Genomic DNA, 23,260 nt, shown 5'->3' on the forward strand with positions numbered 1-23,260 from the left:
TGCTCGACATATGAGCAGTTATGTCTGTATAATCCGCGGCTGTTTTACCTACGTAAATGCTCTGCCTTTTTAAGGTCAGCGTTTATCTGCTTAGCTTGGCTGAACTCAAAGTACCTTTTTATTGTACATCGAGCTTTGTTTTGCATACTTAACCATTCAGGATATTCCTTTGATTTCTACCGCAAATATCACCATGCAGTTTGGCCCAGAGCCATTGTTTGAAAACATCTCAGCTAAATTTGGCCACGGAAACCGTTATGGTTTAATTGGTGCCAACGGTTGTGGTAAATCAACCTTCATGAAAATTCTAAGTGGTGAACTTGCACCGACTTCTGGCAACGTGTCTATTACTCCGGGCCAAAAAGTCGGTACCTTAAGTCAAGATCAGTTTGCTTTTGAACAGTACAGCGTAGTCGATGCTGTCATTCAGGGTGACCCAAAACTGTGGGAAGTTAAGCAAGAGCGTGAACGCATTTATTCTTTGCCTGAAATGACTGAAGAAGACGGAATGAGAGTCGGTGAACTTGAAAGTGAGTTTGCTGAAATGGACGGTTACAGTGCAGAAAGCCGCGCTGGTGAAATCTTACTTGAAGCCGGTATCGATGAAGAATATCACTTTGGTTTAATGAGCCAAGTCGCTCCCGGTAAAAAGCTACGTGTATTACTGGCACAGGCTTTATTCTCAAACCCTGATATCTTGCTGCTTGATGAACCGACCAACAACTTGGACATACATACCATTAGTTGGTTAGCAGATGAGTTAAACAAACGTAAATGCACCATGATCATCATCTCCCATGATAGACATTTCTTGAACACTGTCTGTACTCATATGGCTGATATCGATTACGGTGAACTGCGTATTTACCCTGGTAATTACGAATACTTCCTTGAAGCTGCAGGCTTAATCCAAGAGCAGTTATTAGCAGGTAACGCTAAGAAAGTGGCTGAAATGGCTGAACTTCAAGACTTTGTTAACCGTTTTGGTGCTAACGCATCTAAAGCGAAGCAAGCCAGTTCTCGTGCTAAAAAGCTTGATAAAATTTCGCTAGATGAAGTTAAATCATCTAGTCGCATGACGCCTTCATTACGTTTTGACGAAAGCAAAAAAATGCATCGTCAAGCGCTTATCATGGAAGACGTTGGCCATGGTTTTGAAGATAATACCTTATTCCAAGGCGGTAACATTATCCTTGAAGCAGGCGCAAAGCTTGCTGTTATTGGTGAAAACGGTGTCGGTAAAACTACCCTGCTACGCTGTTTAGTTAACGATCTGACCAATAACGAAGGTGTGGTTAAGTGGTCTGAAAATGCCGCTATCGGTTACTGCCCGCAAGACAGCAGCAAAGACTTTGATAATGATCTAAGTTTATTTGATTGGATGTCGCAATGGCGCACCCCAAGACATAACGATTTAATGGTCCGTGGTATGTTAGGCCGTCTTCTATTTACTGAAGATGATGCCAACAAGAAAGCCCGTAACTGTTCAGGTGGTGAAAAGAACCGTCTATTATTTGGTAAGTTAATGATGATGGATGTAAATGTACTCATCATGGACGAGCCAACCAACCACATGGACATGGAAGCCATTGAAGCGCTGAACAATGCCCTTAAAGAATTTGAAGGCACCTTGATTTTCGTCAGTCACGATAGAGAATTTGTATCATCTCTTGCGACTCACATTATTGATGTCAAAGACCAGCAGCTAATTGATTTCCACGGTACCTTTGATGAGTACATGGCAAGCCAAGCTGAAGCAGCAGCGCTGATAAAGAAGTAGTAAATAACACTTATATAGCATCCAATAAAAACGCCGATAGACTTAAGTCTGTCGGCGTTTTTTATTACTCATTTAAAAGTCGTTCAGTCAATGTTTTATGTATTAAGACTCATAACTCAAGCATTAAGATTTAATTACAACATTGATACTTTTAGCAACTAAAACACCTCGAAACTATTTCTGCTCATCAAGTCGCTTTTTAAGATTAAGCGCGGCATCTGCAGCTAACAGTCTCATGAACTCAGAACCGTTATTTTGCCCACCTTGACTGCCACCAATCACAATTTCAGGCACTAGGCGACTATTACCAAGACTGTTAAATAACGCGGTCTGGATTTGAACTTCTGCTTTCAACGTTTCATCAAATACATATTTAGGATCAAGTGCTGCAGATTTTGCTCTTTGTCGCGCTTCAGCAAGTACATCCATTCCTTGAGCTTCTAGACGTTGTTGTTTTAAAATCTCAGCTTGCTCTTTTGCTAGTTCAGATTTAACCGCAACACGTTGCTGCGCCGAAATAATCGCATTCGCTTTTACTCTTTCGGCATCTATTTGTTCTTTGATTTTTAGCTTTTCAGATTCAGCTCTTTGCTTAGCAATCGCTTGTTCACCTAGGGCGACTTCGGTACGTGCTTGTTGCTCGGCTTTTTTAAGATTTTGCCTCGCTAGCGCTTCATCTGCTGCTGCTTGCTTTTGCGCTTCAAGTCGTGCATTAACCTTACTTTCATACTCAATATCAATAATACTCGCATCAACCACAGTAATACCATAAGCACCAAGAATTGGCGCGTTACGTAATGGTTTACCTTCAGCATTTTGTTTAATATTAATGGTTACACGCTGCTGTTTACTGAGGTTATTAAATTCTTGGGTTTTATTACGCCCTGTATTGCTGAATATCTGTTCAGTAACGAAAATACCATTAACTAATTGATCTGAGAAATCTTGGCTTAATTGACCATTCCCCCCCGAATAATGCTGTTCAACAGACATCATTCTGGCTGACGCCTTCACATTTTCTGTTGTCGCACGCATCAGTAAATTTGATATTAACGTCTCTTGTGAGCCAAACTCTTCATGAATTTTAAGTAGACCACGCAATGAACCGGACTCAGCAGATGGCACGTTTCCAGGCAATCTAAAACGCGATACACCTTTAGCATCACCGGTAGTGGTATCAAGAAATCGAATCGGGATTAATGGCACCAAAGCACTGGCTGTTGCGCCTCTATCCCCAGTAAAGTTTATTGAGATAACTTTCTTATAGGCAGATACGGTACCAAATGCTTTAAAATAAGGACCAGCTTGGTTAATAACGGTGAGATTACCAGTGAAAGCTGATTGATGAACTAAGCGTTCATCAGCTTCATTCCAAGCAATCATCTGAGATACTAGAATAGCAATGACCACTAATACGGTAATCACTGCTGAAATAAGAATGATATTTCTTCGACCAAAGTTGCTAAAAAAAGATTGGTTTTCCAATTGTTGAGCCGGTTGAATCTTACTGTCCATTTTTATTACTTTCCTTGTGTGTGGCTATCCATATTTAATTTCTTTTTAACAAAGTAAATGATCTCTTGCTCAGTCAATTGTGAACAAAAGCTGCCAGACCGATGCAACTCTATGAAGGTCTCCAAAATGTCAGCTTTACTTTGCTTGGTTTTATCTGCATTTTCTTGACTTTGATTCTTCTCGATAAGTTGAGTAATTAACTCATCGACAATGGTATCTTCATCAAATAACACATTGAACTCTTTAGATTTGCTAATCCGCCCTTTATTGATATTGCGATAAATAACATAAAGTGCGCCGCACAAAATACAAAAAAGCACGCTTAATCCGATAATATAAAAAAACATAATATCTACTTATATTGGTTTGAATACTCGCTTGAACTCAAAGAAGTACAACCGTCAGTATACGAATGTTGCAGCAATGCATTTTACATGACTAACTTGTAAAAATCAGTTTCTATATGACGTCTACCATTGCTGAGTTGGTAAAATTTTAGGTAAAGTCAAATGATTTAAAGGAACCGGGTGTCAGAGCATTGATTATTGACTTAAAAAATATCAAATTAAACATCGCCAAAAAAATAAGATAAATAATAGAATTCCTCGTCCTAAAATCTTTTACTTTGGGCCTCATGAATTTATACGACAAAATAAGCTCATTATTTGATGAAAGCTGATGTATTAATCCATCCTCTTGCCAAATTGAAACTCGCTGTTTCTTGCTGATTTCTTGGGCAACATATTTACACATTTGAGGGGAGAAATTAGGTGCGATAAATATGACAGGATACACGTTAATCACAATATCGTAAAAGTAACTCACCTTATCAGTTTCTTCATCAATCACCGTATCCTGCCGACATTCAACCGTATCTATTTCAGTTGTATATTGATGTAACTCTTTAAGCTCTGTCACGACATAGTCAGGTAATATCCAGGTTAGCACTGCTGCATTAACGAAAAACATGAATAAAATAAAACCCATACGCCATCGCTTAGTTGGCGCACTTTTATCAAACTCAATAATGATACTGAATTGTCTATTTCTCCAATAGAAACTCCAGTCATCGACTTCAGGCTCATCCTTTACTGTTTTAACCTTGATTTTTTGCTTAATTTTTATTTCGGCTAGAAGTCTTTGATATCTTTCTGGGTAGGTCATTGAATCAATGTTTTCTTTTACATCGAGTAATTCTTCGAGGGTATAGGTTGAATAATCTATGACTGGCACGCTAATTCCTTTTAGCTATTTATTTCAAAATTCTTAACATTAATTAAGTTCAACGGCATGAGACGGTACACCTAAGCCGACTAAGCTAGACATGATAAAAATTACCAATATCGTTATTATTAATGCACACACAATAATCATGACCAACCTAAATAATGTTGCCAAATTGAATCCTTAAGTATTTAGCTAACCGACTTCGCTTGGTGAATAGTAATAAGCTTTTAGTTCAACGAATATACTTTTACCATCTAAATAGAGAGTATGGCTTTTCGGGTATTACTGTCTAATTTCTCAATCGCATACCTAATAGTTCCGCGCTGCATATTATTAACATTGCATTTTATAAAAGCAATCACCTCTTGCTCATATTCAATCGATGCAACCTTGAGTAACCAGCCCACACTTTTTTGAACGAATGGGTCTGGGTCGTTAAGTAGTAATTCACAATGTCTAAAAATAAGCGACTTATCCAAAATATATACTGATTTACCTATCTTTCGCTTAATAAACTTTACCCACACAACACAGCTTGCCCTTCTGCACCAAGGGTTACTTGAATGAGCCCAATGCTGCGTGGTTTCAATTAATTCAGGTCTTGAAAGCATAAATTGGTAAATAGTTTTAATGCATAAATCATCTACATGCGACCAATTTGACACATAATGCTCGAGCCAAAACTCAAAACGTAGGAGTAACTCATTATTAAAATGTCGTTTAACAAACTTATTTAAAAGTCCAAAAGCTAACAATACTTCTTCTGTGTATTTCGCATTGGCAAGAATCTGTTCAGCCAGCTCTAGTGTCTCATAGGCACTTACCTTGCTGTTTTGTTGCTGAAATTCTGTGATCACTTTTTTAATATCAGCAGCTTTAGCACCAATAAAATTAACTTCATGATTGAAGAAACGTGCCATTGCCTTCGCCTTTTCAGGCGTACTAACGTCCGCTAGAGATCGACGTAATTGGCTTAAGTATTTATTAGCTTGGTCTTTATTCATTTGGCAAAGCCTTTATTCATTTGGCAAAGTTTCTGAACCAGCATTCAATATCCCAAAGGGAAATTAATAAAAAGCCCATCTTTTGATGGGCTTTAAAACAGGTTAATCAATGGTATTGAATAGTCTTATTTGGCTGCGTTAGCACGTGCTTGATGCAGCTTTTTATAGCTTTCAATCAATCTTAAATGCGGCTCGATACCTTCAAGCTTCATGCTGGTTTGAGTCAAACCAAAGAACTTCACCTCACCAGTGACACTGCCAACAACGTTTTTCATATTGTCTTCACCAAACATACGGTTGAAGTTATTGATAAAGTGCTCAAGCGCTAAACCGTCATCCAAGGTGACTTCTAATACCGCATTAACCGCTTGATAGAACAAGCCGCGCTCGACTGTATTGTCGTTGTATTGTAAAAACTCACCAACATAATCCATCGCATCTTCAAGCCTGCCTATCGCAAGGTAGATTAAGATTTTAAGCTCGATGATGGTTAACTGTCCCCAAGGGGTGTTTTCGTCAAACACGATACCAATTAAGGTTGGTATATCGGTTTGATTATCCAATTGGCTTTCTTCTAAGCGCTCAACTAAATCAGTTAACTGCTCATGGGTTAACACATGCAGATTTAAAATCTCTTCACGGTAATCCAGCGCTTTATTGGTGTTGTCCCAAATAAGATCTTCAACTGGATACACTTCTGAGTAATCAGGCACCAAGATACGGCAAACCGCAGCGCCTAATTGGTCAAACTCAGCAATATAAGCTTCTTTGCCAATATCCGCTAAAATACCAAATAAGCTTTCAGTTTCTTCTTCCGTAGTACCAGAGAAATCCCATTCGCAGAAATCATAATCATGATTGCTGCTAAAGAAACGCCACGAGATAACACCTGTAGAGTCAATAAAGTGCTCAACAAAGTTTTCAGGCTCTGTCACTGTCATGCTATTGAACGTCGGCTTTGGCACATCGTTCAAGCCTTCAAAGCTTCGACCTTGCAATAATTCTGTCAGGCTGCGCTCAAGCGCCACTTCAAGACTCGGATGGGCGCCAAATGAAGCAAATACGCCGCCAGTTTTAGGGTTCATCAAGGTGACACACATTACAGGGAATTGACCACCGAGTGAGGCATCTTTAACCACAACAGGGAAGCCTTGTTCTTCTAAACCTTTAATACCCGCTAATATGCTTGGGTACTTTTCAAGTACAGCCATTGGCACATCTGGCAGGACAATTTCTTGCTCGATGATTTGGCGTTTAACCGCGCGTTCAAAGATTTCAGATAAACACTGCACCTTGGCTTCAGCTAGGTTATTACCCGCGCTCATGCCGTTACTTAAAAATAAGTTCTCGATTAAGTTAGACGGGATATTAACCACTTCGCCATCTGAGTGACGAGTATAAGGAATGGTACAAATACCACGCTCAAAGTTACCTGAGTTGGTATCTATCAGATTTGAACCGGCTAACTCACCATCTGGATTATAAATTTCTAAACAGTAGTCATCTAAAATGCCGCTTGGCAGCGAGTCATCTTCTTCTAACTCAAACCATGTTTCATTGGGATAATGCACAAACTCGCTATTAGCTATCTCTTCGCCAAAGAACTGGTCGTTATAAAAGAAGTTACAGTTTAAACGTTCAATGAATTCACCTAATGCAGAGCACAGCGCACTCTCTTTCGTCGCGCCTTTACCATTAGTAAAACAGGCTGGTGATGCTGCATCACGAATATGCAGTGACCACACATTCGGCACAATGTTACGCCATGAAGAAATTTCAATCTTCATCCCCAGCTCTGCTAGCATGGCAGTCATGTTGGTGATGGTTTCTTCAAGGGGTAAGTCTTTACCTATGATGTAGGTGCTGGTATCGCCTTCAGGTTGACCCATTAGCATGGCATTGGCGTCAGCGGCTAAATCATCAACGGTTTCGATTTTAAATTCAGGGCCGGTTTGCACCACTTTTTTAACCGTGCAGCGGTCGATAGAACGTAAAATACCGGTACGATCTTTTTCAGAAATATCATCTGGTAATTCAACTTGGATCTGAAAAATCTGGTTATAACGATCTTCAGGATCAACAATGTTGTTTTGTGATAGCTTGATATTTTCCGTAGGAATATCACGGGCTTTACAATACACCTTGATAAAGTAAGCCGCACACAGCGCTGACGACGCTAAGAAGTAATCAAACGGACTTGGCGCTGACCCATCACCTTTGTAGCGAATAGGCTGATCGGCAGTAACAGTAAAGTCGTCAAACTTGGCTTCAAGTCTTAAGTTGTCGAGAAAATTAACTTTGATTTCCATTGAATAGTTCCAGAGTCGTGCGCTGTAAATTGGCGGGTATATCTAATGAGGTGAATTATCGGTGTTTTTAGCGCAATAGTCTTGGGTTAATTGTCACTATTGCTTAATTAGCTGAAAAATTTCCCCTGCATTAAACAATAATCAAAGGCTTAGCATTGGCCATGCTTGCACATGACCAGCTAAGTTATTGCTGATTAAGTCGACATATAGATTTATTTATGACATCTGCCATAGTTAAATGACTATAGTTAAATGACCATAGTTAAACGGCGAGGCTTAATTCAATATCTTTAATCTTGTAAGGGTACTCTGCCTCACGGTGCTGAAACGATAAAATCGCCTCATTTAAAACAACGCCCTCTTCAATGTTTATCGCTTGGCGAATGGTTTCATTTTGCTGCCAAGCGCTCTGCCCTGCTAGCACTGCAGGTAAATACACAATCAGCGCTGCTGAAATCGACCGAGTAGCACTTTCCCAAAGGTAAGTCGGGGTATGATCCACCGCATAATAATCCACCGTTTTATAGTTAAACATTGGCTGTTTAAATGTGGTCGGCTTAGCAAAAAAGAAGCCCATTTTTTCATCGCAACTGACATCAATGATCAAACTATGGGGTTTTAGGCACTCTGCTTCAGATTCGATCACGAAATTAGTTGGCTTGGCAGTGTTTTGAAAAGTGCCGTTAACGATAATATCGGCTTCACTGATGAGCTCTGTTAATGGCCTGCTACTGCCATCATGCTCAACCACCATCATTCGGGCTTCGCCCGTCTCGCCTGCGCGAATACGGACATAGTTACAATCTAATACTTCTTCACGCACTTGCTCTTCAGGTCGCTGAATACAAATGGTAATGTCTTTAAAACCATGGGCTTTAAGGGCGTAAATCGCGCCGCGACTCACGGCGCCAAAGCCAAAAATAATCGTCTTACGTTGATCGCCATAGTGGCCATCAATGCCTTTAAGTTGTAATGAGTGTAGCACCGCACAATAACCAGCCATTTCATTATTTTTATAAAAAGTATGACGACCCATTTGCCCCGTTGCCGACCAAATAAACATATCTTCAAAAGCAATTAGGGTTTGTTTGCGATCTAGCGCTGCTTGAGTAATATCTTGCTGCTGCACACAATGTACATAACCCCATAAAGTGCCGCCTTCACGCAGCTCTTGTAAATCTTCTAACACCGGCTTGGCAATAATTACCGTACCAATATTTGCCAGTAACTCATGACGCGTGGCAATACCGCCAGTTAATGCAGCAATTTCAGCATCTGAGATCCCAAAGGGTTCGCCATAACCTTGCTCAAATATGAGTTGCTTTCGAAGCGCTTGCGGAATGCGCAGTAAATGTCCTGGGTGAATGGGAAAGCGTTTTTCGTCTACTTTTCTTGAAGTCCCTATGACTCCTACTTTTAACGTGTTCATGTCATCGTTCCTTGTTATATCAATGGATCTATGTGACTGCATACACGAATGTTTATTTTCGCCAATGGCCAGTTGCTCTAATGATTAGAGGTGGGATCTGCTCTGGTTAATGCGACAGTCGTAAACAACGCGGCCTAATTAACATAGAGTTTTATAAATGGAAGAACTTTACGGTGACCGAGCTTAAAAAAGCGTCGCAGACGATAAAGTGTCAATATTTGAAGGGGAAATTTATTGCATACTCATTTATCCACTACGAAGGTTTTAGCTACAGAATTATGGGAAGTTCATATAACTAGCAGTGTGAGCACTTAATGAATTAATCATTGCTAACGCTTTTGAAAACTCATATAGCACAAGATGAGGTTGTCTATTTACCGAAGAAGATAAAAAAGATAAGCGCCTTACTTTAGCATAAATTAGCCCGCTAAAGTTAAAATGCGCAGCTTTAGTCCTGTTAAAACCGCGGCTGCTAAATATAAGCTCGCATTTAAACAAGATAAGTCAAGCCAGCTAAATTGGCCTACTTTTGCATAATCTTTAAAAAAGTCAGTCTATATTATTAGATTATGCTTAAAAACAACTACACTGATCTCATCGAGATCAGCTAAATGTAACTATTCACTTTAATAAATAGGTTAACTACAGCCACTATGCGACAATCGCGCCCATGAGTATCTACCAGCTATTACACAAGGCCCCTATTCGCGTTATCCGTATTGGAAGACGGCGCATTTGGCTACGTGTAAAACTGGATATGTTGGTGGTAAAACAGGCCTTAGCCCAAGAAAAGCAAGAAACCAAAGCCATGCTGGTGACTTATAAACGCTATACCTGCAAGCAAGCCAACAAGGATGAATTAGCCGAAGCCAATAAACAATTTGCCGACTTACTCAAAGGTTTGGGCTTAGGGGTTTTCGCGGTGTTACCTTTTGCCCCTATTACTATTCCTTTGGTATTAAAACTCGGCAAAATGGTAGGCGTTGACGTGCTGCCAAGCTCATTCAATAATATGTCCGAACGCAAAGCCAATGCTCGAAAAAACGCCATTAACAAAACCAGTTAACCCAAATAGCCACAGCCTAACTGATAAGTGACAATAGCCAGTAGCTAAACTAATAAGCAACTACCACGGTTATTTTTTAGCAATCCTAATAACTTTGCCAAAAAGTAGTCGTAACCTCAGCTCATAACCGCCTATTTCAGTCGCGCCATTCCACTATAGTCATCTATTGCAGCAAACAAGCACACTAAAACCATCTCTATGCTTTCTAGAATCAAATCAGCCTGATACTCTTAGGGATATCCTTAAACTCATCGCAATCAACGAGTCCTACTATGAGCAATATCATTATTTCAGGTGTTTCAGGCATTCCCCTGTCTATTTTCAATAGCGAAACATTTGCACAGTGGCGCGATAAGCAGTCTAAAAATGTTACTAACTGGCTCACCACCACCCAGTTTTCAGGTAAAGGCATGAGCTTAATTCCTAATACCGAAGGTGAGTTAGCTGAAGTTATTTTTGTGAGTAACCAAGATGACTCTTATTGGCTGTGTGGCGATCTGGTTAATCAACTGCCCGCAGGTCAATACCAATTAAACGCGGATGACAAGCAGATAAAAACCGCCGCATTTAGTTGGGGTTTAGGGGCGTATCAGTTCGATCGCTACAAAAAAAGCGACAAGCAAATTCCACAGCTTATTGTGCCGACTAGTGCGCAAGCTGATGAAGCTAATAAGTTCATCCGCTCAGTGTCATTAGTCCGTGACTTGGTTAACACACCCGCCGCCGATATGATGCCGCAACACTTAGCTGAGACCATGAGCGCCATGGCGACAGAATTTGGCGCTAAGCTCAACCAAATTGTCGGTGATGAACTACTTGAGCAAAACTACCCGACCATTCATATGGTTGGCCGCGCCAGCGCAAATGTTCCGCGCTTAATCGACTTAACTTGGGGTGATGAATCAGCTCCTAAAGTGACCCTAGTAGGTAAAGGTGTGTGTTTTGACTCTGGTGGCCTTGATTTAAAACCCGGCGCAGGCATGCGCTTTATGAAAAAAGACATGGGCGGCGCAGCGCATGTTATTGGTTTAGCGCAATTGATTATGGCGAGCAACTTACCTATTCGTCTACGAGTACTGGTTCCTGCAGTTGAAAATGCCGTGTCAGCCAATGCCTTTAGACCCGGTGATGTGATTACTACCCGCAAAGGGCTGACCGTTGAAATTGATAATACTGACGCCGAAGGCCGCTTAGTATTGTGTGATGCCCTTGCTGAAGCCAATAACGACAAACCTGAGCTAATGATTGATTTTGCCACCTTAACAGGGGCTATGCGAGTTGCTTTAGGCACCGAGCTGCCGGGGTTCTTTAGTAACGATGACCAAGTGGCCGCCGATATTACCGCATCGGGTTTATCTGTAGACGACCCAGTTTGGCGCATGCCACTGCATAAACCTTATTATGACTTAACCTGTAGTGATATTGCTGACTTAGCCAACTGCGGCAAAACTCCATTTGGCGGCGCAATTACCGCAGCGCTTTATCTTGAGGCCTTTGTTGATAAAGATATTAGCTGGAGTCACTTCGATGTGATGGCATGGAATAACCGTAAATTACCGGGTCGCCCTGTGGGTGGTGAAGCCTTTGGTATTCGTGCGGTATTTGATTACCTGCAAAATCGATTTGATAAGTAAACTAAGCCCAAAACCTCATTAGCGAAAAGGCCTGTCGATACAGGCCTTTTCTTTATTAAAACCATGATACTTTTATCACTGTTTTATATAGCAAACAAAAAACACTGCATAGCTATTAAGCTTACTCAGCGCCACGGTCTACATCTTGACCATTATCATCTAACCACTTCAAACTTGATAACGGATAGCCTAAAAACCACTTACTGCGTTCAAGTACGATACGGGTCTTAATATTTTTGATACTTAGCTCTGATCTGTCTGAAAGCTCGGTACAGATCTCATTGAGTTTTTTGATATTGGGAAAGCAACTTAACGACATATAATCCACATCACCAGCAAGCTGCATGCAATCCATAAATTCTGGAATATCTTGAATAGCACTAACAAAGCGTCGCCGCGACGGTGCTGTGTTATCGGTTAAGGTAAACTCCACATAGGCCATCACGTGCTCACAAATCTGCTCTAAATTCACATCCGCATGAAAGGTTCTGAAATAGCCGGCTTCTTTTAACGATTTAACTCGCTGAAAACAAGCACTAGGTGAAAGGTTTACTTTTTCAGCTAATTCAATATTGGTCAAATCCCCCTCAAGATGTAGGGTCGCCAATATTTTTTTGTTGTAACTATCAATCTTTACTTTCTTTTTCATTTTCAGAAACCTAGTGTTATTTTATCTATGGTTTTCGCTACCTATAGTGGATTATCCATGATTAATTTGCAAAATGTCCCGTGTTTCCTCTCAAAGCGACAAATTTTTACTGCATTTTTGCTGCATTACAAAATATTATTTTCTGCCAAAGTCCCACAATGGTTATAACGGATCACACAAATGCATAATAACTACATATTTATGCAATGAAGCCTATGAGGGCCAAAATATGAGTCATACTAATCGTCGTTTTTTCGCAAAATCAATATTAGCCACTGCGGTGGGTTTATCGCTTGTTAGTTCAGCCCACGCTGAGAACAATGAGCCACAAACTGTTGAAGCCACTAGCGGAATAGAGCGCATCGAGATTAGTGCTCGTGGCCGTGTAGAAACCTTACAGAATGTACCAGACTCGGTAACCGCGTTTAGTGCTGATATGATCCAAAACCAGCGTATTGAAAATTTCAGAGATGTTGCCGATCTCACGCCTAATTTAAGCCAGTTGGACAACTTCAGACCAGGCCTTGCCCGTATCACTATCCGCGGCTTAATTACCCCGCAAGTGGGCGATGCGCCGCTGGCTTTTGTGGTTGATGGGGTCACCGCACCCGATTTAGAATTTATTAACCAAGATTTAGTCGACATTGAGCGTATTGAAGTCATGCGCGGTGCACAGGGTGCACTTTACGGTAAAGGCGCCATTGGCGGCGCAGTGATTGTCACCACAAAAAAACCAACCGAAGAGTTAGAAGGCACCATTAAAGGCTCATACGGTAACGGCAATACCTATAATTTAAATGGCGTGGTATCGGGCGCGCTTAATGATGACAGCAGTGCATTTTTCCGTGTTGGCGGTTATACCAAAAACTCTGATGGCTTAATTGATAACGTGTTTTTAGATGAGCCAGCAGATTACTTTTCAGAAGACTCAGTGTTTGCCCAGCTTGAATTTGATCTCACTGACGACACCAGTTTAAACCTGCGCGGCCGTTACACCACCAGCGATGCCGGCTTTGCTTATTATCAAGGCGTCACTGAAGACAGTGCGGAAGACTTTGATATTGGCACCTCGCAAAACATCCGTAATAACGATCAACGTGATGTATATGAAGTCAGCGCCAAACTTACCCAGCATTATGACTTAGGTACCTTTGACTTTATCACTGCTTACAGTAGCTCTGAAAACAAACACTTTTACGATGGCGATTACTCCGCCGACCCGACCTTTATTGATGAAGATGATTTTTTCCGTGCCCCTTTTGGCACTGAAGGCTTATTTGATGTGAAATCACTGACGGTTGAATCACGCTTTACTTCTCAAAGTGATCAGGATTTAAGATGGGCAGTGTCAGCTTTCTATCAAGACAAGAAACGTGACAACACCATTAACTTCTTTGACGACTTCTTAGGCGATGTGCCGCTAGACAGAGACGATTTTACCGATGAGATGATGTATCTAACCATCGCCGATAAAAACAGCAGCAAAGCCTGGGCATTATCAGGTCAAATTAACTACGACATTACTGACAAGTTAGAATTAACGGCAGCGCTACGTTTTGATAGCGACAAACGTGAGTCTTACGACCCTAACTTCCCTGTTGATACGTTTGCAGAGGATACCTTTAGCCAATGGCAACCTAAGGTGACTTTAGCTTATCAAATGAATGAGGAGTTGCTGCTTTATACTGGCTACTCAAAAGGTTTTAGAAGTGGAGGCTTTAACGAGCCCGCAGAAGGTATAAACCGTGTTTACAATCAGGAAGTGTCTGACAGCTACGAAGCGGGTTTTAAAACCACCCTATTCTCAAATAAACTGACCTTAAACGGTGCGTTATTTGTCATCTCCCAATCTGATGCACAAATTACCCAATTTAATGTCGACAGCTTTACCCTTGAAAACCTCGCCATTGATGACGTGCTCACTAAAGGCGCTGAAATCGAATTAGGCTGGGCTGCGACAGAAAACCTCAATGTACGTTTTAATGCAGGTTATATTGACTCAGAAATAAAAGAGTTTACAGATAGACCTGAGCTTGAAGGTGAATCACAAGTATGGGTGCCAGAATATACTTATAGTTTATCTGCAGATCATTATTTCCCTATTAGCTCAAACTGGTCACTGGTATCTCGAGCTGATATTCAGGTGCAAGGGCCACAATATTTTGATATTGAAATCCCACATGTTACTTCGTCAACCTTCACCTCAATTAATGCTGGGGTCGGTTTGAAGTCTGACGATTGGACAGTGCAGCTATATGTCAATAACTTAACTGACGAGCGCACCATTGAAGATATCTTCTTTTATGGTGATGGCGTAACCGATTTAGCCCGCATGCCTAATAAACCGAGAACATATGGTATCGAAGCGATTTATAATTTCTAAGGCAAGACATCCTCACTCCCATACAGGCCTCTAGATTAGGGGCCTATTTTTACAAGTAGAACTTATGCCTAACCGTCTGACACCTAGCGCTGAATACTGCGCAAGAAACAACCAAGAACACAGCCCTAAGCCAAGCTCTGAATATAGCTCTGAATATAGCTCTAAAAATAGTGCAAACAATGATCTATTTGATGATTATGCCACTCGCCCCGTGCCGCAAGATAAAACCGTCGGCGGCGTGCGCATTGGCATGATAAACGGTGGATTGGCATTTGCCGTGCCGGGTCTAATCACCGGGCTTGAGCTTGGCGGCGCGTTAGGCCTTAGCCAAAGTATTTACGCCTTTATTATTGGCGGCATTATTTTGTCAGTACTTGGCACTGTCACTGGCTTAGTTGGCATGCACAACCGCCTAACCTCATGCATGACCATGAAATTTGTCTTTGGCCGCAAAGGAGCAAACCTGCTCAGCCTTGCGTTTGTATTATCTTTACTGGGTTGGTATGGGGTTAACATCAATCTGTTTAGCGAAGTCTCTCAAGCCCTGTTTCAACAGTTATTTACTGTGACAGTGCCATTGTGGCTATTAGAAGTATCAGCCGGAATGTTAATTACCCTCACCACTATTTGGGGCTTTAAGCTGATTGAAAAGCTGTCCAGTTTATTCGTGCCGATTCTATTTATGTTAGTGGCTTATATGCTCTATAAAAGTGTCGGTTATGTCATCGCCCCAGATGCAGTTACTCAGTTTAACAGCATTGAACTCACCTTTGGTGAAGCGGTATCAGCCGTTGTCGGCAGTTTTATTGTCAGCGTGGTATTAATGCCTGACTTTAGCCGGTTTGCAAAAACCACCAATGACACCATTATCGCTTCATTTCTGCCATTTTTAGTACTCAACAGCTTCGTTTATATCGCTGCAGCCATGGCAGGTATTGCGGTGCAACAAAGTGATATTCTGGCTGTCATGCTCACATTAGGCATTGGCACTTTAGCGTTTATCTTGCTCATCATGTCGAGCTGGGTCACCAACGTGGTCAATTTATACAGCGCCGCGCTGGGTTTTAACGCCATAAATATTAGCTGGAAAGAATGGAAAATCATCGTGGTTTCAGGCGTATTAGGCACGATTATCGCTTCATTTAATTTACTGGCTAATTTTACTGACTTCTTATTTAGCCTATCGATTATCTTCACCCCTGTTGCGGCGATTTATGTGGTGGATTTTTTCATCGTACGTAATAAACAATCTTACCTGTTAAGTGAATTAAGCCAAGTTGCGGCGGTTAATTACCTTGCCGTTATCGCCTGGGCTGTGGGAATTGCAACCTCAATGCTGACCAATCATGGCCTAATCACCATCACAGGTATTGAAGTATGCGACGCCATTTTAGTCACCGCGCCAACCTACTATTTATTGATGCAAGCTTTTGCAAAAAAATCCATTGCTTAAGCCAGTAAATACATAGGAATGTTTTTGCTTCGCGGCACAAATGGAACACAAATTTTGCAGCGTTGGCATAAGATCAACACCATAAAAAGTTTAAGTTTAAGAGCTATTATTTATGAAAACACTAACAAGAGTTGACCTATCAGATATCTTGCACGGCTGCGCTATATTAGGCACAGGCGGTGGCGGTGAGCTAGATGAAGGCTTTTACTATATTGATAAAGCACTGGCTGAAGGTAAGACATTTAAGCTTGTTAGTGTTGATGATGTGCCCCAGGGCAAAAAGATTTGCACCCCCTATATGCTAGGGGCATTATCACCAATGACACCTGAAGAAGAACAGCAATATACCCGCTTACCTAAAAGCAGCAGCTCATCGATTATGACCGCATTTAGACGGTTAGAAAAATACACTGGCGATGAGTTTTATGGCACCATTTGCTGTGAATTAGGCGGCTCAAATACCGCTATTTCGTTTTACGTGGCCGCCATGGCTAATGGCTATATTATTGATGCCGATGTGGCAGGTCGTGCGGTACCTGAAATAACCCATTCAACCTACTATTTCAATAACATCCCTGCTGCGCCCATTGTCACCGCCAACGAGTTTGGCGAATGCTTTATTTGTGAAAATGTTATTGATGATTTACGCGCCGAAAACGTGGTAAGAGCCTTATCGATGATAAGCCGTAACGACATTGCTGCTATCGATCATGCGATGCCCATAGAGCAGGTTAAAGATGCGGTGATTAAAGGCACCATATCTAAGTCACTTGAAATAGGTAAAGCCTACCGGTTAGCCAAAGAAAACAACCAAGATATCGCCGATGCCATTGCCAGCCATGGTGGTGGCTATGTGGCCTTTAGAGGCTCGATTGCCAAATATCAATTTAAAACCCAAGACGGTTTCACTCTTGGAGACATATTTATTGAAGGCACAGGCCAACATCTCAATGACCGTTACCATATTGAAGTAAAAAATGAGAATTTAGTCAGTCGCTTAAATGGCGTTGTTGATGTCACTATTCCTGATTTAATTTGCTGCCTAGACATGGATAGCAATAGCCCTATCACTAACCCCAATGTCAGTTATGGCGTCAATGTTGCCGTTATAGTACTGCCAGCACCAAAAGAGTTTGTCACCGAAAAAGGCTTACAGGCTTTTGGTCCCGCTTACGTAGGCATAGATGCGCCCTACCAAGCTGCGGTAGAGCGTCATTTTATGCAAGCGACTCATTTTGAAAACCATGACTAAATGCTTAAACAGGTTAAATTAATTTCTAGCTAAATTAAGTGCTTAAATGCTCATAAATAAAAGCTAAATAGAAAATATGCGAAATGAACCTATTCATTTAACCATCATTAGGTTCATTTAATAGAGCAATAACCACAATTACTGCCACTGTTACCAAGCAATAATGCCACTGACAAATTGATCTTCCACTTTCTGCTACTTTGCCTGCTAGTTAAAGGTGATTTAGATGTTTTTCTGTCTATTGAGCTGTACAAAAACGTTCACTGATTGATAAGCATTTCCTCCATTGGATTAAGCTTTTAATACCCCATATAATTTCAAAAATAGGATTTTTATCTCACTTTAAGTTCTAAAAAGTATCGCTACTGATATTACCGCTATCTCGAGATACCTAATGTGAAGTCACCACAGTTGAACTAATCAATAAAGAGCTAACAACAGTCTAACCACTCGGTAAAACTAAACCATCACGCTTCCTATGGGATTAGTTAAAACCGCTATTTCGCCGAAACATAACTAACGCTGATGCTTTTTAAAGGATGTTTGCTAATATTAATTTAGTAGAGCAAGGATTGAGCTTATTAAACTAATAGAAAATCAGCATTTACTCGACTAACAGTAGCGCTGTGTTAGCAGCCCTAATTAGTTCGCGTAAATGGGATTATAGAAGGGTTATAAATGGAAATTTCAGACCTCATTGTGTCCCAACATGACGTTAAAGGCAAAATTTTGGTGGTCGATGACCAAATTGTTAATGTCAAAATAATTAAAAAATTATTGCAAGAAGACTATGATATTTTCATGGCGACCGATGGCGATCAAGTCATCGATGTATGCATGGGTTTACAACCAGATATGGTATTACTTGATATAGAAATGCCGACAGTAAATGGTTTTGAAGTATGCAAACAACTCAAAGCGAATCCACTCACGGCCAATATCGCCGTTATATTTATTACAGCTCATTTTGAAGAAGCCACTGAGGTAAAAGGACTTCAACTTGGCGCAGTAGATTTTATTCATAAACCTATTAACCCCATCATCACCAAAACCCGAGTTAAAAATCAATTGAGGCTCAAACAGCAATCGGATTTATTGCGCTCTTTTGCCATGTACGATGCGTTAACGGGTGTCGCTAACAGACGCCAGTTTGACCAGCGTTTTGCCGCAAATTGGCGCCATTGTGTTCGTGAAAAAGAGCCTATTTCCATCATCCTGTTAGATATTGATGTCTTTAAGCAATACAACGATAACTATGGCCACCAGCAAGGAGATAACTGCCTAGCCCAGGTTGCCAAAACAATACAACAGACACTGAAACGTCCTTGTGATTTAGTGGCACGTTACGGCGGTGAAGAATTTGTGTGTATTTTGCCACAAACTGATTTTTGTGGCGCTGAACATAAAGCCAAATCAATTGTCGATAACATCAACGCCCTAAAAATCGAACACGGCTTTTCAAATGTATCAGACTACATCACCATCAGTGCAGGCGTAGCTACCGTTGTACCTCATAAGGAAATGCAGCAAGGTATGTTATTGGAACTTGCTGATAAGCAACTGTATCTTGCTAAATCGAATGGAAGAAACCAAGTCGCCAGCATAGAAATAAGCAATATTTCCTAGTGGTTATTATTTGTGATTTAACAGAATAGTTGGACATAAAAAGTATAACTAATGGCATAAAGCTCATTTAGATTAAGTTTTTCATCACTGGTTTAGGAAAATATAAGCGATTTTGAAATGCAAATGAGCGCTAGCTCGAGTTTTTTAAATATTATTGGTGAATTACCCGCATAATGAGGTAGTTGCGACTATAGTTTATTATAAGCTTATGAATGGATTCGGGATGCTTTATGTCATTAGGACAATTTTTAAGGCCTTATGCCAAACTTTTATTGATTACATTGTCAGGATATACCTTTGTTTTTGCCGGTTTGCTGTCATTCGCATTTCAATTAAACAATGAGATACATGACTTTACTTCTCAAACCAATAAAATCTACCAACACCCTTTTCAAGTCAACGCCGCTGCGCGTATTTCACGACAATCAATTACAACCCTAAGAAACCAGCTACTCTATGGCCTCATTGACCAAAGTAATATTAGGCGTGACACCTTTGTTGTTGAGACCGACAAAATACAAACTACATTGGCTGATAATTTAAACATCATCCAAACAAATTTTTTAGGTGATATGACCAAAGTCACTGAGGCAATTTCATTTACTTTACAGCTTCAGCGCATTCAACAAGATATTATTGAATTGCTTATAAACCATGACATTACAAATGCTGAAAAACTGATAAAAAATCAGGCTACCCCCTTGTATCAAGCTTTAATGAATAGAATGGACTATATCGTTGACTACTCTTCAAACAAAGCGGCTAATTTAGTAATACAGGCTCAACAAAGAAGTGAAAAGTCACATACTACATTGTGGATCCTATTTACTGCATTTTCACTATTTACGATTTTGTCAGGCTGCATTACAGCCTCAATGGTCCTAAGAAACTTATTTAACCGTGATAGTAGCCTGAGAAAAACGCATGAAGATTTGCGGATTGCTGCAACCGCTTTTGAAACCCAAGAAGGCATGCTGGTCACTGATACCAATAACAAAATATTACGCGTAAATCGCGCCTTTTCTAGGATTACCGGATATGATGCCGATGAGGTCCTTGGTCAAAATCCGAGTATTTTATCTTCCGGCAAACACAAAAAGCCGTTTTACCTACAGATGTGGAAAATAATCAAAGAGCACGGTTATTGGGAGGGTGAAGTTTGGGATAAGAAAAAAAATGGCGATATCTACCCACAAAAGCTCACTATCACTGCGGTCACTGATAATAATTCTGTCATTACCAATTATGTCGGCACCATCTGTGATATCACCCTTAATAAACAAGCTGAGAAAAAAATTGCCGATTTAGCTTATTTTGACCCATTAACTCGACTGCCAAACCGTCGTTTACTTATGGACCGCCTCAATCATTCTTTATTAACAAACAGCCGTCATAACCAAAAAGGGGCATTACTGTTTTTAGACCTTGATAATTTCAAAACCCTCAATGATACCTTAGGCCATGATATGGGAGACATACTCCTAAAAAAAGTGGCAAAACGGCTGGTACAGTGCATTAGAGAAAGCGATACAGTATCTCGTTTTGGCGGCGATGAATTCGTAATTTTAATTGAAGCATTAAGTGGTAAATCCACTATAGCTGCCACGCAAAGCAAAGATATTGCCAAAAAAATACTCGCCTCAATTAATTTACCCTATCAACTAAATGGCCATGATTATTCCATTAGCACCAGTATTGGTATTACTTTAGTTAAAAACAAAAATACCTCCGTTGATGAATTACTGAAACAAGCCGATATCGCCTTGTATAAAGCTAAAGACGATGGCCGCAATTCAATGCGATTTTTTGACCCCCAAATGCAAGCCAATATCTCTAATCGCGTCGCGCTAGAAGCAGAATTAAATCATGCTATTGAAAATAAACAATTTGAACTTTATTACCAAGTTCAAGTAGACAAGCATAACAATCCATTAGGTGCTGAAGCGCTATTGCGCTGGAATCACCCCAACAGGAGTCTTGTTCCTCCGGTAGAGTTTATTCCCGTTGCAGAGCAAAATGGTTCGATTATTTCAATTGGTCATTGGGTATTAGACGCCGCCTGTGCACAACTGCAATTATGGCAGCAAAATAGCTCAACTGAATCACTCACCTTAGCGATCAATGTCAGTGCGAGACAATTTCTCCAAGACAATTTTGTCGCAACAATAAAATCCGCATTAACATACCATAAGGTTCGCCCTGAATTACTGAAGCTAGAATTAACCGAATCAATTCTATTAAATGATATCGATAAAACCATAGTAAAAATGAACCAAATTGCTGCATTAGGCATTCAGTTTTCACTGGATGACTTTGGAACCGGCTACTCATCTTTACAATATTTGAAAAAATTACCTCTTTTCCAACTTAAAATAGATAAATCTTTTGTCGATGGTTTGATTGAAGATAAGTGCGATCAAGAAATTGTCCGCACCATCATAGCAATGGCACATAATTTGGGTTTAACCGTGATAGCTGAGGGGGTAGAAGATGAATCACAGCGACAGATTTTATCAAAAGAAGGCTGCAGTCACTATCAAGGATATTTGTGTGGCAAACCTGAAACTATCGATAAATTTGAAGCTCGATTTTCACAACCTGATACGTCATCAACACCAGTAGCATTAACCGCCCTTTTTAACTGATTCAGTTTTAAAGGTTAATCAGAATAATTATCTGTCGTGATAGGAATTAACTTTTCAATAACTATCTAAAGCGATATCAGTTTGCAGAAAGCTTACCTTTGCAGATAAACCTTCATTCCTAAGCTTAGTGAATATATTGATAAAACTAAATGACCACTAACGCTGGATGAAATTATTATATCTTAATAACTATAAGTTAACCCTATTCGAGTACGTAGCTCACGATCAGGGCTATCATTACTGACATTAATATCACCAAATTCAACATAAGGTGTCCACTGGCCTATCTTACGAGCTACGGTTAGATTCAACTCATAATTGGTATCACCATTGTCATAAATATTGTAATCAACGGCCTTATATAAATCAGCTTCAAAACCAAATTTCCAATCGTGAGTGGTATAACCAAAACCTGTGGTCAATCGATGACGCTGCTTATCAACATCGGAATTATTTCTATAAAAGTCATGACGATAACGAGCTGTAATGGTTAAACCTTGAATGCTGTCAACGGCATAGTTTACTCGAATTTGCGGTTTATAGGTCATTCCTTTTTCACGGGCCTCAATGGGCATCCCTGGCACTATGGTCCAGTTATCGTTAATTTTAAAGCGATAATCTAAACCTAACTCCCAACCATTATTTTGGCTAGACTTCCTATCAGAACCATCTACAGGCTTAAATTTTAACTCGCCACTATAATTAAAATTACCAATACTGCTACCTATTTTGACCCGAGTCGACTCACCAGACTCAGCTCGAAATTCTTGACGAACGTTAAATGATGCAGCAGAAACGGTAGAGCAAGTAAACAGAGCGACACAGCCACACAAAAGCAGATTTTTAGCAGTCATTACAATAAACCCTCACATCATAGCTATGATACATCGAATTAAAAAGCCACTCATGTACCCAGTATAAATTCAATTAACAGCCTTAATAAGTAATACAATATTGTAAAATAGCACAGGTTTGTAAATTGAGATCTAGATCAAAATGATATAAACCACAGCAAAAACTCGCTAATTTACCGCCTATTTGCTTGCGAATGTTACACATTCGTTCAACATAAGAGCGTAAACCCCTTGAGATGTAAGCAAAGGCGCCACAAGTTGTTACCAACCTATTATCAGCACTGTTAGGAATAGTAGCCTTTTGTATTACAAATTTGCAATTTAGGCACAGAGGTTATTTATAAAGCGCAAAAGTAACATGTAAAAAACACGCTGGTGATATGTAGAAATTCGACAGTAAAATATTGGCGATGAAAATGGCTTGCTTACGTTTT

Annotated in this window: 16 protein-coding genes; 8 read left to right on the plus strand and 8 right to left on the minus strand. The window is 40.3% G+C overall.

Annotated elements, in window-relative coordinates; genetic code table 11:
• The first annotated feature begins 169 nt into the window (after positions 1 to 169).
• A complete protein-coding gene (locus tag Q4591_RS03040) occupies positions 170 to 1,780 on the plus strand; it encodes an ABC-F family ATPase (RefSeq protein WP_303459306.1) in 1,611 nt (536 codons plus the stop codon).
• 174 nt (positions 1,781 to 1,954) lie between these two features.
• Here the strand turns inward: Q4591_RS03040 and Q4591_RS03045 are convergent, their stop codons facing one another.
• The 6 genes from Q4591_RS03045 to Q4591_RS03070 all read right to left on the minus strand — a co-directional run bounded on the left by Q4591_RS03045 (position 1,955) and on the right by Q4591_RS03070 (position 9,264).
• Positions 1,955 to 3,295 (minus strand): SPFH domain-containing protein, encoded by a 1,341-nt coding sequence (locus Q4591_RS03045; RefSeq protein WP_303459308.1) that lies wholly within the window; start codon positions 3,293 to 3,295, stop codon positions 1,955 to 1,957.
• A 5-nt stretch (positions 3,296 to 3,300) separates the two neighbouring features.
• The gene (locus Q4591_RS03050) at positions 3,301 to 3,642 is read right to left on the minus strand and encodes a methanolan biosynthesis protein EpsI (RefSeq protein WP_303459311.1); all 342 of its coding nucleotides are present in this window, start codon (positions 3,640 to 3,642) and stop codon (positions 3,301 to 3,303) included.
• 148 nt (positions 3,643 to 3,790) lie between these two features.
• Entirely contained in the window at positions 3,791 to 4,528 is a 738-nt protein-coding gene (locus Q4591_RS03055) for a hypothetical protein (protein ID WP_303459315.1), read from the minus strand.
• A gap of 248 nt (positions 4,529 to 4,776) precedes the next feature.
• On the minus strand, positions 4,777 to 5,526 hold the full coding sequence (locus tag Q4591_RS03060; protein WP_303459317.1) for a DNA alkylation repair protein: 750 nt from the start codon (positions 5,524 to 5,526) through the stop codon (positions 4,777 to 4,779).
• Between the two features lie 125 nt (positions 5,527 to 5,651).
• Positions 5,652 to 7,835: an OsmC domain/YcaO domain-containing protein gene (locus Q4591_RS03065; RefSeq protein ID WP_102437091.1), complete on the minus strand. Its 2,184-nt coding sequence runs from the start codon at positions 7,833 to 7,835 to the stop codon at positions 5,652 to 5,654.
• A 262-nt stretch (positions 7,836 to 8,097) separates the two neighbouring features.
• Entirely contained in the window at positions 8,098 to 9,264 is a 1,167-nt protein-coding gene (locus tag Q4591_RS03070; RefSeq protein WP_102519970.1) for a N(5)-(carboxyethyl)ornithine synthase, read from the minus strand.
• Between the two features lie 670 nt (positions 9,265 to 9,934).
• Here Q4591_RS03070 and Q4591_RS03075 point away from each other — a divergent pair.
• Together Q4591_RS03075 and Q4591_RS03080 are read left to right on the plus strand one after the other, a co-directional pair.
• Entirely contained in the window at positions 9,935 to 10,330 is a 396-nt protein-coding gene (locus tag Q4591_RS03075; protein WP_102437087.1) for a hypothetical protein, read from the plus strand.
• A 272-nt stretch (positions 10,331 to 10,602) separates the two neighbouring features.
• Entirely contained in the window at positions 10,603 to 11,964 is a 1,362-nt protein-coding gene (locus Q4591_RS03080) for a M17 family metallopeptidase (protein ID WP_102531586.1), read from the plus strand.
• Between the two features lie 121 nt (positions 11,965 to 12,085).
• Here Q4591_RS03080 and Q4591_RS03085 read toward each other — a convergent pair whose 3' ends face one another.
• Entirely contained in the window at positions 12,086 to 12,613 is a 528-nt protein-coding gene (locus Q4591_RS03085; protein WP_102437084.1) for an Lrp/AsnC family transcriptional regulator, read from the minus strand.
• Positions 12,614 to 12,842: 229 nt separating this feature from the next.
• On the opposite strand from Q4591_RS03085, the gene Q4591_RS03090 reads away from it, so the two are divergent.
• The 5 genes from Q4591_RS03090 to Q4591_RS03110 all read left to right on the plus strand — a co-directional run bounded on the left by Q4591_RS03090 (position 12,843) and on the right by Q4591_RS03110 (position 21,972).
• Positions 12,843 to 14,996, plus strand: a complete 2,154-nt coding sequence (locus Q4591_RS03090; RefSeq protein WP_102437082.1) for a TonB-dependent receptor — start codon at positions 12,843 to 12,845, stop codon at positions 14,994 to 14,996.
• Positions 14,997 to 15,060: 64 nt separating this feature from the next.
• Complete coding sequence (locus Q4591_RS03095; protein WP_102476437.1) at positions 15,061 to 16,449, plus strand: cytosine permease; 1,389 nt, start codon at positions 15,061 to 15,063, stop codon at positions 16,447 to 16,449.
• A gap of 112 nt (positions 16,450 to 16,561) precedes the next feature.
• Entirely contained in the window at positions 16,562 to 17,701 is a 1,140-nt protein-coding gene (locus Q4591_RS03100) for a DUF917 domain-containing protein (RefSeq protein WP_303459321.1), read from the plus strand.
• 678 nt (positions 17,702 to 18,379) lie between these two features.
• Entirely contained in the window at positions 18,380 to 19,327 is a 948-nt protein-coding gene (locus Q4591_RS03105; RefSeq protein ID WP_102531588.1) for a diguanylate cyclase, read from the plus strand.
• A 230-nt stretch (positions 19,328 to 19,557) separates the two neighbouring features.
• Positions 19,558 to 21,972: a bifunctional diguanylate cyclase/phosphodiesterase gene (locus Q4591_RS03110; protein ID WP_303459323.1), complete on the plus strand. Its 2,415-nt coding sequence runs from the start codon at positions 19,558 to 19,560 to the stop codon at positions 21,970 to 21,972.
• A 182-nt stretch (positions 21,973 to 22,154) separates the two neighbouring features.
• On the opposite strand, the gene Q4591_RS03115 is transcribed toward Q4591_RS03110, so the two are convergent.
• On the minus strand, positions 22,155 to 22,826 hold the full coding sequence (locus Q4591_RS03115; RefSeq protein WP_102437072.1) for an oligogalacturonate-specific porin KdgM family protein: 672 nt from the start codon (positions 22,824 to 22,826) through the stop codon (positions 22,155 to 22,157).
• Between the last annotated feature and the right edge of the window lie 434 nt (positions 22,827 to 23,260).

Origin of the sequence: Shewanella sp. 3_MG-2023 (assembly GCF_030548765.1) — a bacterium.
Taxonomy (GTDB): Bacteria; Pseudomonadota; Gammaproteobacteria; order Enterobacterales; family Shewanellaceae; genus Shewanella.

Bases quoted from the DNA above. Each gene is read 5' to 3' on its own strand.
- Q4591_RS03050 (WP_303459311.1), bottom strand. From the start codon at position 3,642: ATGTTTTTTTATATTATCGGATTAAGCGTGCTTTTTTGTATTTTGTGC.
- Q4591_RS03075 (WP_102437087.1), top strand. From the start codon at position 9,935: ATGAGTATCTACCAGCTATTACACAAGGCCCCTATTCGCGTTATCCGT.
- Q4591_RS03070 (WP_102519970.1), bottom strand. From the start codon at position 9,264: ATGAACACGTTAAAAGTAGGAGTCATAGGGACTTCAAGAAAAGTAGAC.
- Q4591_RS03060 (WP_303459317.1), bottom strand. From the start codon at position 5,526: ATGAATAAAGACCAAGCTAATAAATACTTAAGCCAATTACGTCGATCT.
- Q4591_RS03095 (WP_102476437.1), top strand. From the start codon at position 15,061: ATGCCTAACCGTCTGACACCTAGCGCTGAATACTGCGCAAGAAACAAC.
- Q4591_RS03080 (WP_102531586.1), top strand. From the start codon at position 10,603: ATGAGCAATATCATTATTTCAGGTGTTTCAGGCATTCCCCTGTCTATT.
- Q4591_RS03115 (WP_102437072.1), bottom strand. From the start codon at position 22,826: ATGACTGCTAAAAATCTGCTTTTGTGTGGCTGTGTCGCTCTGTTTACT.
- Q4591_RS03110 (WP_303459323.1), top strand. From the start codon at position 19,558: ATGTCATTAGGACAATTTTTAAGGCCTTATGCCAAACTTTTATTGATT.
- Q4591_RS03085 (WP_102437084.1), bottom strand. From the start codon at position 12,613: ATGAAAAAGAAAGTAAAGATTGATAGTTACAACAAAAAAATATTGGCG.
- Q4591_RS03090 (WP_102437082.1), top strand. From the start codon at position 12,843: ATGAGTCATACTAATCGTCGTTTTTTCGCAAAATCAATATTAGCCACT.
- Q4591_RS03045 (WP_303459308.1), bottom strand. From the start codon at position 3,295: ATGGACAGTAAGATTCAACCGGCTCAACAATTGGAAAACCAATCTTTT.
- Q4591_RS03065 (WP_102437091.1), bottom strand. From the start codon at position 7,835: ATGGAAATCAAAGTTAATTTTCTCGACAACTTAAGACTTGAAGCCAAG.
- Q4591_RS03105 (WP_102531588.1), top strand. From the start codon at position 18,380: ATGGAAATTTCAGACCTCATTGTGTCCCAACATGACGTTAAAGGCAAA.
- Q4591_RS03100 (WP_303459321.1), top strand. From the start codon at position 16,562: ATGAAAACACTAACAAGAGTTGACCTATCAGATATCTTGCACGGCTGC.